Source organism: Brevundimonas sp. (assembly GCF_003248455.1).
GTDB lineage: Bacteria > Pseudomonadota > Alphaproteobacteria > Caulobacterales > Caulobacteraceae > Brevundimonas.
In genome coordinates this window covers 24,922-39,619 of sequence record NZ_QFNM01000006.1, presented here as the reverse complement: position 1 = coordinate 39,619, position 14,698 = coordinate 24,922, and the positions used below count along the sequence as shown (strand labels likewise).

Annotated in this window: 17 protein-coding genes and 1 riboswitch; of the genes, 5 read left to right on the top strand and 12 right to left on the bottom strand. The window is 67.8% G+C overall.

Going from position 1 to position 14,698, the window contains the following annotated elements; genetic code table 11:
* The first annotated feature begins 1 nt into the window (after position 1).
* On the top strand, positions 2 to 520 hold the full coding sequence (locus tag DI624_RS03795; protein WP_291536100.1) for a F0F1 ATP synthase subunit B: 519 nt from the start codon (positions 2 to 4) through the stop codon (positions 518 to 520).
* Between the two features lie 79 nt (positions 521 to 599).
* Here DI624_RS03795 and DI624_RS03790 read toward each other — a convergent pair whose 3' ends face one another.
* The 6 genes from DI624_RS03790 to gcvT all read right to left on the bottom strand — a co-directional run bounded on the left by DI624_RS03790 (position 600) and on the right by gcvT (position 6,668).
* Positions 600 to 1,070 (bottom strand): DUF6789 family protein, encoded by a 471-nt coding sequence (locus tag DI624_RS03790; protein WP_291536099.1) that lies wholly within the window; start codon positions 1,068 to 1,070, stop codon positions 600 to 602.
* 132 nt (positions 1,071 to 1,202) lie between these two features.
* Positions 1,203 to 1,607, bottom strand: coding sequence for a hypothetical protein (locus DI624_RS03785; protein WP_291536098.1), 405 nt, complete (start codon positions 1,605 to 1,607; stop codon positions 1,203 to 1,205).
* Between the two features lie 253 nt (positions 1,608 to 1,860).
* The gene (gcvPB, locus tag DI624_RS03780; RefSeq protein ID WP_291536097.1) at positions 1,861 to 3,435 is read right to left on the bottom strand and encodes an aminomethyl-transferring glycine dehydrogenase subunit GcvPB; all 1,575 of its coding nucleotides are present in this window, start codon (positions 3,433 to 3,435) and stop codon (positions 1,861 to 1,863) included.
* 157 nt (positions 3,436 to 3,592) lie between these two features.
* A complete protein-coding gene (gcvPA, locus tag DI624_RS03775) occupies positions 3,593 to 4,945 on the bottom strand; it encodes an aminomethyl-transferring glycine dehydrogenase subunit GcvPA (RefSeq protein WP_291536096.1) in 1,353 nt (450 codons plus the stop codon).
* Positions 4,946 to 5,009: 64 nt separating this feature from the next.
* Positions 5,010 to 5,375 (bottom strand): glycine cleavage system protein GcvH, encoded by a 366-nt coding sequence (gene gcvH / locus DI624_RS03770; protein ID WP_291536095.1) that lies wholly within the window; start codon positions 5,373 to 5,375, stop codon positions 5,010 to 5,012.
* A 165-nt stretch (positions 5,376 to 5,540) separates the two neighbouring features.
* The gene (gene gcvT / locus DI624_RS03765; protein ID WP_291536094.1) at positions 5,541 to 6,668 is read right to left on the bottom strand and encodes a glycine cleavage system aminomethyltransferase GcvT; all 1,128 of its coding nucleotides are present in this window, start codon (positions 6,666 to 6,668) and stop codon (positions 5,541 to 5,543) included.
* 144 nt (positions 6,669 to 6,812) lie between these two features.
* Positions 6,813 to 6,910: riboswitch (glycine riboswitch) on the bottom strand.
* Positions 6,911 to 7,015: 105 nt separating this feature from the next.
* Between gcvT and DI624_RS16085 the strand changes: the two genes are divergently transcribed.
* From DI624_RS16085 to DI624_RS03740, 4 genes are all read left to right on the top strand, one after another.
* Entirely contained in the window at positions 7,016 to 7,918 is a 903-nt protein-coding gene (locus tag DI624_RS16085) for an alpha/beta hydrolase (protein ID WP_367142075.1), read from the top strand.
* Entirely contained in the window at positions 7,800 to 8,057 is a 258-nt protein-coding gene (locus DI624_RS16080) for an alpha/beta hydrolase fold domain-containing protein (RefSeq protein WP_367142076.1), read from the top strand. Before DI624_RS16085 ends, DI624_RS16080 begins: the two co-directional genes overlap by 119 nt.
* Before the next feature lie 154 nt (positions 8,058 to 8,211).
* Complete coding sequence (locus tag DI624_RS03745) at positions 8,212 to 9,177, top strand: class 1 fructose-bisphosphatase (protein ID WP_291536093.1); 966 nt, start codon at positions 8,212 to 8,214, stop codon at positions 9,175 to 9,177.
* Positions 9,177 to 9,809: a nicotinamidase gene (locus DI624_RS03740; RefSeq protein ID WP_291536092.1), complete on the top strand. Its 633-nt coding sequence runs from the start codon at positions 9,177 to 9,179 to the stop codon at positions 9,807 to 9,809. The genes DI624_RS03745 and DI624_RS03740 overlap by 1 nt, the downstream gene beginning before the upstream one ends.
* A 67-nt stretch (positions 9,810 to 9,876) precedes the next feature.
* Here the strand turns inward: DI624_RS03740 and DI624_RS03735 are convergent, their stop codons facing one another.
* The 6 genes from DI624_RS03735 to DI624_RS03710 all read right to left on the bottom strand — a co-directional run bounded on the left by DI624_RS03735 (position 9,877) and on the right by DI624_RS03710 (position 14,648).
* Positions 9,877 to 10,890 carry an adenosine deaminase gene (locus tag DI624_RS03735; protein ID WP_291536091.1) on the bottom strand — a complete coding sequence of 338 codons (1,014 nt, stop codon included), beginning with the start codon at positions 10,888 to 10,890 and terminating at the stop codon, positions 9,877 to 9,879.
* Positions 10,887 to 11,306: a type II toxin-antitoxin system VapC family toxin gene (locus tag DI624_RS03730; RefSeq protein WP_291536090.1), complete on the bottom strand. Its 420-nt coding sequence runs from the start codon at positions 11,304 to 11,306 to the stop codon at positions 10,887 to 10,889. The genes DI624_RS03735 and DI624_RS03730 overlap by 4 nt, the downstream gene beginning before the upstream one ends.
* Entirely contained in the window at positions 11,303 to 11,554 is a 252-nt protein-coding gene (locus DI624_RS03725; RefSeq protein ID WP_291536088.1) for a hypothetical protein, read from the bottom strand. Before DI624_RS03725 ends, DI624_RS03730 begins: the two co-directional genes overlap by 4 nt.
* Positions 11,555 to 11,601: 47 nt before the next feature.
* Positions 11,602 to 13,404: an arginine--tRNA ligase gene (gene argS / locus DI624_RS03720; protein WP_291536087.1), complete on the bottom strand. Its 1,803-nt coding sequence runs from the start codon at positions 13,402 to 13,404 to the stop codon at positions 11,602 to 11,604.
* Positions 13,404 to 14,093, bottom strand: coding sequence for a Tat pathway signal sequence domain protein (locus DI624_RS03715; RefSeq protein WP_291536086.1), 690 nt, complete (start codon positions 14,091 to 14,093; stop codon positions 13,404 to 13,406). The genes argS and DI624_RS03715 overlap by 1 nt, the downstream gene beginning before the upstream one ends.
* A 111-nt stretch (positions 14,094 to 14,204) precedes the next feature.
* Positions 14,205 to 14,648, bottom strand: a complete 444-nt coding sequence (locus DI624_RS03710) for a PaaI family thioesterase (protein ID WP_291536085.1) — start codon at positions 14,646 to 14,648, stop codon at positions 14,205 to 14,207.
* Positions 14,649 to 14,698 lie beyond the last annotated feature (50 nt).

The following is a 14,698-nucleotide window of genomic DNA, read 5'->3' as shown; positions in this document are numbered from 1 at the left end:
CATGCCCGCCTTCCTCGAATTCGAACATTTCTACAGCCTGTCGAACCCGGAGCTGTGGGTCGGCGTCGGCCTGCTGATCTTCCTGGGCATTCTGGTCGTCGCGGGCGTGCCCAAGATGGCCGCCGCCGCCCTGGACGCCAAGGCCGCCAAGATTCAGTCCGACCTGGACGAGGCCGCTCGCCTTCGCGCCGAGGCCGAGGCCATGCTGGCCCAGATCCGCAAGGAGAAGGCCGAGGCCGAGGCCCAGGCCGCCGACATGCTGGCCCAGGCCGAGGCCGACGCCCGCCGCCTGGAGACCGAGACCAAGGCCAAGCTGGAAGAGACCTTGGCGCGTCGCCAGACCATGGCCGAGAACCGCATCGCCCAGGCCGAGGCCCAGGCCGCGGCCGAGGTCAAGGCGGCCGCCGCCGACCTGGCCGCCAGGTCCGCCGAACAGATTCTGGCCGCGCGCCTGGCCTCGGGCGCCAAGGACCCTCTGGTGGACGGCGCCATCGCCCAGATCGGGGACCGCCTGAACTGAGCCCTTCCGGGCGTCAAAAACACAAAGGCCCCCGACGGCGACGTCGGGGGCCTTTTTGCTGGTCGATTCGGACGCCGGCTCAGTGGGCGGGCGCGCCGCCGATGACTGAGGCGCCCATCCGCTTCTCGCGGGCCACCAGCCGGGCGTAGACATTGCCCAGCACGATGCCGAACACCGCATGGGTGATCAGCAGCCAGGCGAAGGTGCCGAAGCCCGCGCCTGCGGTGAAGGTGCGATAGTTCCCGAACATGACGATAGCCCCCATCATGATGACCCAAGCGCCCACCGCGAAGACGATGCCCTTGGTCTCGGGCGTGTCGGTCGGCAGCCGGGGGCACAGGACCGCGAACAGCGGCCCCAGGACGAAGATCCCGCTGATCAGATGGATCACCCATCCCACCGCCAGATTGCCGGGCATGCCGATCATCGAGGCGATGACGCCCTGGAACGGGTCGAACCAGTTCAGGAACAGATTGGGGATTTCGAGCAACGAGGCGGCCGCCGTCGCCGCGACGCCGGCGACCAGACCCTTTTGTACGCGTGACATCATGACCTTAGCGCCTCCCAACGCCTTGAGTGGTTCTCTGATAACGCGCAGGCAGAATACGCCTGACGGCGGGAAGCGGCGTTCACGATGCCGTGGTTAGCGGTTGCAGCAACGCAACCGCGAGATGGCCGATAACTAGCGGAACAGCTTGCGGAAATAGCGCCGCATCTGTTTGCGGCCGCGCGACAGGCGTCGGCTGGAGCGTTTGACCACCACCTTCTCGGCCCGCAACGCCTGTTGCCAGAAGACAGGGGCGAACTCGGGCTTCCTGCGCATCAGGCGGCGGAACGGATAGACCCATTTCGGCCGAGCGTGCTGGGCGCGAATGAATTGGCGCTTGGCCCAGAACGAGCTTTTCAGGATCAGCATAAGGCCGACGGCGATGACGGGGACGCCGCCCGGTCCGGGCAGGGGCGCGATCAGCACGCCCAGCAGCACCACCAGCAGCCCGCCGGTCATCAGCGCCCAGCGCCGCACCGCGCGCAGCATGCGGCTGCGCGGCTTGGACGGCGGAACGAAGGGAACGGGCAGAGCGGTCACGGATGCGCCAGATGGGAAGGGAGGGCGGTCATGACAACGGCCGCCACGACCGCGCGATCCCTCGTCGGGAAAGGAAACGGCGACCGTGACGACCTTGCCACAACCTGTTAACGCGCGGAATCGATGTCGGATCGGTGTCCGACGAATGAAGCTTTGGTCATGTATCGCCTGGGCCTGTCGCCTGTGGCGCGGCCGCCACGGTCGACCTGGGCGGCCGCCGGTCTCACCCGCCTCCGCAGGGTGAAAGCCGAGCTTACGCCGCCTGGTTTGAGCCTTTCGGCGCGGACCAGCGCAGCACCGGCTGGCGGGCGGCGCGGGTTTCGTCCAGGCGGCGCAGCGGGGCGTGGAAGGGGGCGCCCTTGAAGCGGTCCACGTCGCCGGCCTTGGCGGCCCCGGCCAGGGCCCGCATCGCCTCGATGAAGCGGTCCAGTTCGGCCTTGGACTCCGTCTCCGTCGGCTCGATCAGCATGGCGCCGTGGACGACCAGCGGGAAATACATGGTCATGGGGTGGAAGCCCTCGTCGATCATCGCCTTGGCGAAGTCCAGCGTGGTGATGTCCGTGCCTTTCAGCCATTCGTCGTCGAACAGGGCCTCGTGCATGCACGGGCCGTCGGGGAAGGCCGGGCTCATCAGGTCCGACAGGCGGGCCTTGATGTAGTTGGCGTTCAGCACCGCATCCTCGGCCACCTGGCGCAGGCCGTCGGCGCCGTGCGACATCATGTAGGACAGGGCGCGCACATACATGCCCATCTGGCCCTGGAAAGCGCACAGGCGGCCGAAGGCTTGCTCGGCCTCGTCTTCCTCGCGCTCGACCAGGCGATAGCCGCCGTCGTCATGCACGACCCAGGGGGCGGGGGCGAAGGGGGCCAGGGCTTGCGACAGCACCACCGGACCCGCGCCCGGCCCGCCGCCGCCGTGGGGCGTCGAGAAGGTCTTGTGCAGGTTGATGTGCATCGCGTCGACGCCCAGGTCGCCGGGGCGCACCCGGCCGACGATGGCGTTGAAATTGGCCCCGTCGCAGTAGAAATAGGCGCCCGCCTCGTGCGTCAGGCGGCTGATCTCCAGGATGTCGCGCTCGAACAGGCCGCAGGTGTTGGGGTTCGTCACCATGATGGCGGCGACGTCGTCTCCCAGCTTGGCGGCCAGATCGGCGACGTCCACGCGGCCGTCCTCGGTCTGGGCGACCTCGACCACCGAATAGCCGACGAAGGCGGCGGTGGCCGGGTTGGTGCCGTGGGCGCTGGTGGGCACCAGAACCTTGCGGCGCTTCCCATGCTGGCCCGAGGCCTCGTGCGCGGCGCGGATGGCCATCAGGCCGCACAGTTCGCCGTGGGCGCCCGCTTTCGGGGAAAGCGCCACGGCGGGCATGCCCGTCAGGGTCTTCAGCCAGTGGGCCAGGGTGTCCATCAGCTCCAGCGCGCCCTGGACCGTCGATTGCGGCTGAAGCGGGTGGATGTCCGAGAAGCCGGGCAGGCGGGCCATCTTCTCGTTCAGACGCGGGTTGTGCTTCATCGTGCACGAGCCCAGCGGATAGATGGCCAGGTCGATGGCGTGGTTCTTCTGGCTCAGCCGCACATAGTGGCGCATGGCCTCGGGCTCCGACAGGCCGGGCAGGCCGATCGGGTCCGTGCGGACCAGGTCGCCCAGGTCGGAGCCGTCGGTCTTGGGTTCCGGCAGGTCGACGCCGGTCTTGCCCCAGCCTTCGCCTTCGAAGATCAGGGCTTCGTTCTGCAGCAGGCCGCGGCCGCCGGTCAGGGTCGGGTGCTTGTAGTCGTGATCGACGGCGTTCGGGGCGGTCGGGCGGCCGACGGTGTTCATGGTGCTCATTTCAATTCACCGCTCATCCCCGCGAAAGCGGGGACCCAGGTCTTTGGGCGAAAGATCTCGCCGATGTTCGAAGCCGCGTGTCCCAGACCCGTCGTGCGAAAGGTCTGGGTCCCCGCCTTCGCGGGGATGAGCGGAAGGAGGGCGTGCATGATCATCGTCAGGCCGCCAGCACCTTGGCGAGCACGGTCGCCAGGAACTTGATGTCGTGATCCAGGGTGGTCTCGGTCGCGGCGACCAGCAAAACGTCGTCCATGCCGGCGTCCGGGGCCAGACGGCTGTAGGGCACGCCCGCCAGGATGTGGTGGCCAGCCAGGGTGTCGACCACCTCGGCGGCGGTCTTGCCCTTGGGCAGCCGCACCGCGAACTCGTTGAAGAAGCGGTCGGTCAGGATGTCCACGCCCGGGATCGCCGCCAGGGCGTCGCGCGTGGCCACGGCCTTCTCGTGGTTCAGCAGGGCCAGTTTGCGCAGGCCCGTCTCGCCCAGCAGGCTCATGTGGATGGTGAAGGCCAGGGTGCAGAGCCCTGAGTTGGTGCAGATGTTCGAGGTCGCTTTGTCGCGGCGGATGTGCTGCTCGCGGGTCGACAGGGTCAGGACGAAGCCCCGCTCCCCATCCGCATCGACCGTCTCGCCGGTCAGGCGGCCCGGCATCTGGCGGATCAGCTTCTCGCGCGTGGCGAACAGGCCGACGTAGGGGCCGCCGAAGTTCAGGGCGTTGCCGATCGACTGGCCCTCGGCCGCGACGATGTCGGCGCCCATTTCTCCGGGCGATTTCAAGAGGCCCATCGACACGGCCTCGGTGACGACGACGATCAGCAGGGCGCCGGCGGCGTGGGCGGCCTCGGCGATCTTGGTCACATCGGTCGCCGTGCCGAAGACGTTGGGCGTCTGGACGACGACGCAGGCGGTGTCGGGACCGATCTGGTCGATGACGGCGGCCTCGGCGTCGAAGGCCGGGGCCAGAACCTGCGTCTCGACGCCGACGGCGTGGACCACGGTCTCGGTCGCCTTGACGTAATGGGGGTGGACGCCGCCCGAGATCACCGCCTTGTTGCGGCGGGTCACGCGGGTCGCCATCAGCACGCCCTCGGCCATGGCGGTCGAACCGTCATACAGGCTGGCGTTGGCGACCGGCATGCCGGTCAGGTTCGCGACCTGGGTCTGGAACTCGTACAGATACTGCAGCGTGCCTTGCGCGATTTCCGGCTGGTAGGGGGTGTAGCTGGTCAGGAATTCCGACCGCTGGATCACATGGTCCACGGTGGCCGGGACATGGTGCTTATAGGCCCCCGCGCCGCAGAAGAAGGGCACGGCGCCGGCGGTGGCGTTCTTGGCGGCCATGGCGGACAGGGCGCGCTCTACCTCCAGCTCGCCCGCCACGCGCGGCAGGTCCACGGGGCCGGCCAGACGGGCGCTTTCGGGCACGTCCACGAACAGGTCGTCGATGGATTTCGCGCCGATGGCGGCGAGCATCGCCGTGCGGTCGTCGGGCGTCAGGGGGAGGTAACGCATGGTCTTGTCCTGGGCCATGAAAGGCCAAGGACCCTCTGGCTTTAACCAGAGGGTCCGATGGGTCTTAGAGGGTGGCGAGGAAGGCGTCGTAGGCGGCCTGATCCATCAGGGCGTCCAGTTCCGAGGCGTCCGACACCTTGATCCTGGCGAACCAGCCGTCGGCTTCGGCGGCCGAGTTGACGGTTTCCGGGGCGGTCGACAGGGCGTCGTTGGCCTCGACCACCTCGCCCGAGACGGGGGCGTAGACGTCCGACGCCGCCTTGACGCTCTCGACGACGGCGAAGCTGTCGCCCTTGGAGACGGTCTTGCCGACTTCCGGGACCTCAACGAACACCACGTCGCCCAGGGCGTCGGCGGCGTGTTTGGAGATGCCGACGGTGGCGATGTCGCCGTCCAGGCTGACCCACTCGTGATCCTTGGTGAACTTCATCTGTCTGTCCTCGGTTGAGCGCCAATGGCGGTCAGGGTTCAACTCGTCATCCTAGGCCTTGTGCCTAGGATCCAGACTCCCGGTGCTGGAAGTCGCGATCCGGCGGCGGGCGTCGGTATTTATGGACCCTGGGCGCAAGGCCCAGGGTGACGGAAGAAAAGGGTGTTACGCCTTCGGCTTCCGATAATAGCGTTGCGCCACGAAGGGCATGGCGACGACCTCGGCGGCGGCGGTCTTGCCGCGCACGATGACCTTCAGTTCCGTGCCCAGCGCCGCGAAGGCCGGCGGCACGAAGCCCATGGCGATGTTCTTGCCCAGGGTGGGCGAAGGGCCGCCCGAAGTGACCTTGCCGATGACGTTTCCTTCGGCGTCGGCGATATCGGCGCCTTCGCGGGCCGGGGCGCCCTCCTTGACGATCAGGCCGACCCGAACGCGAGACGGACCATCGGCCAGTTCCTTCAGGATACGCTCGGCGCCGGCGAAGTCCGCGCGCTCCTTGCGCGACTTCGACAGGGCGAAGGTCAGGGCGCCTTCGACCGGGCTGGTCGTCGGGTCGATGTCGTGGCCATGCAGCGGCAGGCCGGCCTCCAGCCGCAGGCTGTCGCGGGCGCCCAGGCCGATCGGCTTGACGCGGGCGTCTTCCAACAGGGTGTTCCAGATGCGCTCGGCCTGGTCCGCCGGGACCGAAATCTCATAGCCGTCCTCGCCGGTGTAGCCCGAGCGCGACACATAGCAGTCGGCCCCGAACAGCATCAGACGGGCGCAGTCCATGAAGCCCATCTCGGCCAGGATCGGCTCGTGCGCGGCCATGACCTCGGCGGCCTCGGGGCCCTGGATGGCGATCAGCGCGCGGTCGGCCAGGACGGTCAGCTTGGCGTCGCCTTCAAGGTTGGCTTCCCAGATGGCGAAGTCCTCATCCTTGTTGCCGGCGTTGACGACCACGAACAGGCCGTCGTGATCGGGGCGGCCGGCCATCAGGTCGTCGATGATCCCGCCCTCGGCGTTCAGCAACAGGGAATATTTCTGCCTGCCGGCCTTCAGCGCCGCATAGTCGCCGGGCGTGAAACGTTCGAACTGGGCGGTCGCATCCGCGCCGGTGATCTTGCACTGGCCCATGTGCGACACGTCGAACAGGCCGGCGTGTTCGCGGGTCCAGCGGTGCTCGGCCAGGACGCCCCCAAATTCGCCAGCGTACTGGACCGGCATGTCGTAACCGCCGAAGCCCACCATGCGGGCGCCCAGGCGCCGGTGCGCGGCGTTCAGGGGCGTGGTCTTCAGGGCTTGATCGGTCATGGCTCAGGCTTTCGCGGTCGCGTGTTGTGGCGGAGCTCCGCCGTCCTCGCGCCCCCGCTGTCCTGAAGCCTGAGAGATTCCGGCGACCAAATCATGTCGCCTTGCTCCGTCGGCGCGCCCGCAAGGGCGGCTTTCCAGCGTCCGTATGCTGTCGCGGTCCATTTGCCTGAGCGTTTCCGGGGCGGTTGCGCCTTCGGCGTCGAAGACGGTTCCCCGTCCTCGATCTCTCCCGCGAGAGCGTTCGACCTAAGGCATCGACTCCGGCGCCAAGTCAAGCGTCGGCGGAACAAGGCCGGCGGGGGCGGGTTGTCGTTCCGAGCCCTCACTCGAACCCCAGGAAGACGAAAATGTCGATAATAGACAAGCTGTTCGGCGGCCACGACAAGCCGCGCGACATCCCCGCCAAACCCGATGGCCCGATGCAGAAGGTGCTGGACGAACTGGCGTCGCTCGGCGGCCAGCCGATCGAGACCCTGACCCCGGCCGAGGCGCGCCGCCAGCCGACTCCCGCCGACGCCGTCCATTCGCTGCTTCGCAAGGCCGGCAAGGAGCCCAAGTCCGACGATCTGGGCGTCAAGACTACGGACATCACCATCCCCGGCGCCGCCGGCCAGATCCAGGCCCGCATCTACAAGCCGCATGACCATTCCGAGGACAAGCTGCATCCGGTCGTGGTCTATTTCCACGGCGGCGGCTTCGTCATCGCCGACCTGGACGTCTATGACGGCGGGCCGCGCGGCGTGTCCAGGATGGCCGACGCCATCGTCGTCTCCGTCCACTATCGCCAGGCGCCCGAGCATCATTTCCCCGCCGCCCACGACGACGCCCTGGCGGCCTATCGCTGGGTGCTGGACAACGCCCAGAGCTTCAACGGCGACCCGCAGAAGGTGGCGGTGATGGGCGAGAGCGCGGGCGGGAATCTGGCCATCGGCGTGTCGATGATGGCGCGCGACGCCGGCCTGCCGGCGCCGGTTCATCAGGTGTTGGTCTATCCTGTCGCCGGCGTGGACATGAACACCGAGTCCTATGTCGAAAACGCCGCCGCCAAACCGCTGGAACAAGCCGATGATGCAGTGGTTCGTGAAGCACATCTTCGAAAACGAAGGCGACGCCCAGGACCCGCGCGTCAACATCGTCGAAAATGCGGACCTGACCGGCCTGCCGTCGTCGACTGTGATCTGCGCCGAGATCGACCCCTTGCGTTCGGAAGGCGAACTGCTGGCCGAAAGATTGGAGCAGGCGGGCGTTGAGGTGCGACACAAGACCTTCCACGGTTCGACGCACGAGTTCTTCGGCATGGCCATGGTCGTGCCGGATGCGGCCGCCGCCCAGACCTTCGCGGCCCATGAACTGAAGCGGGCCTTCGGCACGGCGATCCTGCCGATCTGATCCTCCGACCACGACACCCGTCATCCTCGGTCTTGTGCCGGTCCCTGGCGCAGGGGCCTGGGATGACGGCGGGAGAAGATTGAAGAGGGTTCTTGCGGTCATGCCGTCTGGCCGCCAAGAACGGCGCAACGCTTCAGAGAACCGGACCGACCGCATGACCCGCCCCAGCCTGGACGCCCATATCGCCGCCCTGGACGTGGACGACGGCCTGGAGTCGGTGCTGACCGTCGTGGCCCGGACCTGCGCCGAGATCAGCCGGGTGGTCGCGGGCGGCGCCCTGGTCGGGGCCATGGGCGCCTCGGGCCGGATGAACGTCCAGGACGAGGAACAGAAGAAGCTGGACGTCATCACCGACGACATGCTGACCCAGGCGTTGCTGGCCTGTCCCGCCATCGCCGGGGTCGCCTCGGAAGAGAAGGACAAGGCTCAGATCGCGTCCAATCCCGGTGGCGCCTATCTGGCCCTGTTCGACCCGCTGGACGGCTCGTCCAATATCGACATCAACGCCCCGGTCGGCACCATCGTCTCGGTGCTGAAATCGCCGTCCGCCACGCCGGTCGAGGCCGACTTCCTGCAACCCGGACGCCGGCAGGTCGCGGCCCTTTACGCCGTCTACGGGCCGCAGACCATGCTGGTGCTGACGACCGGAGCGGGGGTGAAGGGATTCACCCTGGCGCAGGACGGCCAGTGGTTCCTGACGCACGACGCCATCGCCATTTCGCCCGAGACCCGGGAGTTCGCGATCAACGTATCGAACCAGCGTCATTGGGCCGAGGGGGTGCAACGCTATGTCGAAGGCCTGCTGAAGGGGGCGGACGGTCCGCGCGGCAAGAACTTCAACATGCGCTGGGTCGCGGCCATGGTCGCCGACGTGCACCGCATCCTGATGCGCGGCGGCGTCTTCATCTATCCCTGGGACAGTCGCGAGCCGAACAAGCCGGGCAAGCTGCGCCTGATGTACGAGGGCAATCCGATGGCCCTGCTGGTCGAACAGGCGGGCGGCAAGGCGACGACCGACGGGGTGCAGCCGATCCTCGACGTCCAGCCGGAACAGCTGCACCAGCGCATTCCGGTCGCCCTCGGCTCGGCCAATGAGATCGACGCCCTGGCCGCCGCCTGATGGACATTCGGCCAACGGACGCGCTTCTGGTCATCGATCCGCAGAACGACTTCTGCGAGGGCGGGGCCCTGGCGGTCGACGGCGGGACGGCGATCATGCCGCTGATCGTAAGACTGGCCGAACGGTTCGACCGGGTGATCGTCACCCAGGACTGGCACACGCCGGACCAGATCAGTTTCGCCTCCAACAATCCGGGCGCGGCGCCCTTTTCCGAGGTCGACGTCGCCTATGGACGCCAGCGGCTGTGGCCCGACCATTGTCTGCAGGGATCGCCGGGCGCCGACTTCCACTCGGATGCCGCTCCTGCGGTCCGCAAGGCGCTGGCGGTGATCCGCAAGGGCTACAATCCGGCGGTCGACAGCTATTCGGGCTTTTTCGAGAACGACCGCCGCACGTCGACGGGATTGGCGGGTTTGTTGCGCGAGTTCGGCGTGACGCGCGTTTTCCTGGCGGGCCTGGCCTATGACTACTGCGTCCGCTTCACCGCCGAGGACGCAGTGCGCGAAGGCTTCGAGGCCGTTGTGATCTCCGACGCCAGCCGCGCCATCGCGCCCGACACGGCGGCTGCGGCGCGCGACAGCTTCCGCGCACTGGGCGTGACGGAGGTCGAGGCCGGGTCGCTCCTCGGCTGACCCCATCCTTTCGTCAGTCCCCGGTCTCGCTGCGCTCGCCGGAGGATGACGAAAGGAAGAAGCAGGCTCAGCCCGCCTTCGCGTATTCCTCGACTTCCGCCAGATACGCCGCCTTCGCCGCCTCGGGCAGGAACGAGCCTGCGAAGCTGTTCCTGGCAATCTGCGTCACCTGATCCTTGGTCAGGCCGACCGCCCTGGCCAATCGGATGTAGTTGTCGTTCACATAGCCGCCGAAATAGGACGGGTCGTCGGAGTTCAGGGTGACGTGCAGCCCCCGCCGCAGCATCTCGGGCACGGGGTGGTCCTTCAGGTCGTTCACCACGCACAGCTTCAGGTTGGACAACGGGCAGACCGTCAGGGTCATGCCCTCGCGCGCCAGCCGCTCCACCAGGGCCGCGTCCTCCATCGAACGATTGCCGTGGTCCATCCGGTCGATGTGCAGCAGGTCCAGCGCCTCGTGCACATAGGCGGGCGGGCCTTCCTCGCCCGCATGGGCGCACAGTTTCAGGCCCAGGTCGCGGGCGGCGGCGAAGACGCGCTGGAACTTGGACGGCGGATGGCCGACCTCGGACGAATCCAGTCCCACGCCGATGAAATGATGCAGATACGGCTTGGCCGCCTCCAGCGTCGCGAAGGCTTCCGCTTCGGTCAGATGGCGCAGGAAGCTCAGGATCAGGCCCGAGGACACGCCCAACTCCGCCCTGGCCCGGTCCATCCCCGCGATCAGCCCCTCGACCACCACGCCGAACGGCACGCCCCGATCCGTATGGGTCTGGGGGTCGAAGAAGATCTCGGCATGGCGCACATTGTCCGCCGCCGCGCGCTGGAAATAGGCGAAGGCCAGGTCCTCGAAGTCCTGGCGCGTCAGCAGGACGGCGGCGCCGGCGTAATAGATGTCCAGAAAATCCTGCAGGTTCGAGAAGTCATAGGCTGCCCGCACGGCCTCGACGCTGTCGTAGGGAATGGCGACGCCGTTCCGCCGCGCCAGTTCGAACATCAGTTCCGGCTCCAGCGACCCCTCGATGTGCAGGTGCAGTTCCGCCTTGGGCAGGCCGGCGATGTAGGCGTCGAGGTCAGTCATGCAATGTTCGGAGCTAGAAGTCTGAGGTCGGCGGTAGAGACCGAAGAGGCCTTCACCTTTCGAAGCAATGTTCTGTCCTGAGTGATCAGGGGCACGCGGCGACTTTCGGCCAGGGCGAGATAGAAGCAATCGTATGCGGGGTGTTTCAGATCGATCGCCAAGGCCATCGCCCGGTCCGCCATGTCCTGAGACGGGACCAGCTCCACGCCCAGATGCGGCAGGGTCATCAGCGCGGTTTCCGCCTCGGATCGCAGGATGCGGCCCAGTTGGACGTTCTTCCAGAAGGCGTTGACGCATTCACTGACCAGCAGATCGGGAGCCACGCAGAACTCCGCCGCGATCAGCATTCTGGCGGCGTCGCTTTCGGCTTCGGGCAATAGGCAGGTGATGACGACGCTGGCGTCGACGACGATCACCGCGAGTCCCGATCTTCTCGAATGAGGTCCACGGAGCTGGGCAAGGGCTCGCCGCCGCGTCGAGCCAGGATCGCGGCCCGCAAGGCGTCCGCACGGTTCAGCCAGGCCTGCTTGTCCTCGCCGCCGAAAGCCTGTTCCAGCACCGCGCGATGCTCCGCCTCGGCAGAGCGTCCGTTTGCGGCGGCGCGGGCCTTCATGCGTCGCGTGATTTCGTCGGGCACGTTGCGGACATGGAGATTGGCAGGCATTGGCGCACTCCTCTGCTAGCAGATATAGCACGCGAGGCTTTCTGTCGCTACATCCGCTCCGGCGTGTCGACGCCCAGCAGGTTCAGGGCGATTTCCAGCTGGCGCAGGGCGGCGGCCGACAGGGCCAGGCGCGAACGTCGGGTCGCTTCTTCCGGCGCGACCAGCACGGGGCAGGCGGCGTAGAATTTCGAGAAGGCCTGGGCCGTGCGATAGGCGTGTTCGGCGATCAGGTGCGGCATCCGCTTGTCGTAGGCGTCCGCCGCGGCCGTCGAGAAGGCGTCCAGCGTCAGGGCCAGGTCGCGTTCGGCCGGTTCGGCGACGGCGATGGGGCCGGGGCTCACGCCCTGACCGGCCGCCTTCCGCAGCAGGGATTTGATCCGCACCGCCTGGTACAGCAGATACGGCCCGGTCTTGCCCTCGAAGCTCATGAACCGGTCCAGATCGAAGACATAGCTGGTCGTTCGGGCGTTCGACAGGTCGGCGAACTTCAGGGCGGCGATGGCCACCTTGTGGGCGATGGTTTCGAACTCTTCGGCCGACAGATCGTCGCCCAGTTTCGCCTCGTGCAGACGCTCGCGCGCCTTGTCCGTCGCCTGGTCGATCAGGTCGCGCAGCTTCAGAACCCCGCCCGCGCGGGTCTTGAACGGCTTGCCGTCCTGGCCGTTCATGGTGCCGAAGCCCAGATGCTCCAGCGACTTTTCGGGGGCGTAGCCGGCCAGATAGGCGGCGCGGAACACCTGTTCGAAATGCTCGGCCTGACGCTCGTCCACGACGTACAGGATCAGGTCGGGCGACAGGGTCTTCTTGCGGTCCAGGATGGTGGCCAGGTCGGTCGTGCCGTACATGGCCGAACCTTCCGAACTGATGACCAGCAGGGGCGGGGGCGACGGCGCCTCGACCACCGATCCGTCGGCCAGCTTCTTCTTGCGCGTCTCGCCGGGCCTGGCGACATGGACCACCTGGGCGCCGTCGTCCTCGACCAGCAGGCCGGCGTCCTTCAGATGCGCCAGCATCTCCGGCATCAGGGGATCGGCGTCGCTCTCGCCGTTCCACAGGTCGAAATCGACCGACAGGTCGCCGTATTCGCGCTTCAGCGCCTCGCGGCTGACCGCCACGAAATGCCGCCACAGGGCGCGATAGCCGGGGCGGCCGTTCTGCAATTCCGCCGTCGCCTTGCGCGCGCGGTCGCGAAAGGCGGGGTCTTCCTTGGCCTTGCCGGCCGCTAGCGGATAGAGGCGGTCCAGATCGGCCAGGGTCACGGGGCTGTCGGCCGGGAAGGGGCCGTCGCCCTCGACCATGAAGGCGTCGGCCAGCTTCTCGTCGCCGCAGGCGACGATCAGCAGCCCCATCTGGAAGCCCCAGTCGCCGAAATGGGCGTCGCCGGTCACATGGTCGCCTCGGAAGCGGAACAGCCGCTTCAGGCTCTCGCCGATGATGGCGCTGCGCAGATGGCCGACGTGCATCGGCTTGGCCACGTTCGGTCCGCCGTAGTCGATGACCACGCGGCGCGGGTCGGCGACGATGGCGGCGCCCGCATGGGCTTCGTCGGCGGCGACCTCTTCGGCGCGTTCGGCCAGGGCCGCGTCGGCGATCTTCAGATTGATGAAGCCGGGGCCGGCGACCTCGACCGAGGCCAAGCGGGGATCGGCGGCCAGGCGTTCGGCGACCCTGCCGGCCAGCTCGCGCGGATTGGCCTTCAGCGCCTTGGCGGCGGCCAGGGCGCCGTTGGACTGGAAGTCGGCCAGGTCGGGCCGGTCGGACGGGGTGACGCGGGCCAGGGCCGCGTCCACGCCTTCGGCGGCGAAGGCGGCGCCGACCGCTTCGCCGAGAACGGTCTTCAGGTCGGCCATTACGGGTTCGGCGTGCTGGTCGGGGCGGGAGCGGCGGGGGCCGCGCCGGCGTTGACGCGGAAGCGGCTGCCCGAACGGTTGAATTCGGCCATTTCCGGCGTCACGTCGAAACCGACCAGGATTTCGAAATTGCCTCCGCTTGTCGTGGCCTCGGCGCGCGGGATGACGATGGTGCGCTCCTCGGTCACGGAGGCCGTGCGCTGTCCCTGGAAGTTCACCGGGAGGTCGAAATATTCCTTGGACAGGATGGCGGTGTTCCGCTCCGTCACCGCGATCCAGTAACGATAGGTGCGCTGGTCGCCGGCGGCCTGGGCCCCGCGCCCCAGGTTGAACAGCACGTTCATATCCACCCGGATGGGGTCGTCCTCGCGATATTCGCAGTCGGAGGACACGCCTTCGATCTCGCCGGTATAGCCGACGTTGGCCACAGCGGCTCGGCCGCCCTCCAGCTCGACATAGCGGGCGGCGTCGTACAGCACCTTCACATAGGGGCAGGGACCGGCGTTGGCGCGGCGGCGCAAGGGGGCGATGCGGGGCGCGCGGCGCGGGGCGGCATCCTCGCCCGACGCCTGCTGCTGGCCGCTGGACCCGCGGTCGCGCTGGCGTTGCGAGGTCTGGGCCTCAGCGGCGACCGGCAGGACGGAGGCCGCGATCGAGAAGGCGGCCAGGGCGGTGAGGACGCGACGCATCAGCTTATATTTCCGACAGCGAAAGGGGGCGCGCCACGATCGGCGGCCGACCGTTGAACGCTCGCCGCTGATAGCGGCTAAAGCGAGGCGCGGCAAACGCTTGCTGGCCGCCTATAGCTCCATCACCAGGCAGGTGGAGGTCGCGGTGGCGTACAACCGCCCGTCCAGCCCCCGCAGATCGGCCTCGGCGAAGGCGGCGCGGCGGCCGGCCTGGACGATCCGCCCCTCGGCGCGAACCGGCGTGCCGGCGCTCAACGCCTTGTGGAAGACGGTCTTCAGCTCCAGCGTCGTATAGGTCTGGCCTGGCCGCAGCGTCGAATGGACCACGCAGCCGCAGGCCGAATCCAGCACGGTGGCGATCCAGCCGCCATGCACCGATCCCAGGGGATTGTAGACGGCCGTCGTCGGCACGGCCTCGAACACCACGCGGCCTTCCTCCACCTCGGTCAGGTCGAATCCGACCGTGCGCGCGATGGGGGCGACGAATCCGCCGCTCAGGCCCAAACGCAGCTGTTCGACCCCGGACAGGGCGGCGATGTCGAGGGCTTCGGTCATGCAAACGGCTCCAGCAGGTCCGTTTACAATAAGGACGGACGCCGCCGTGG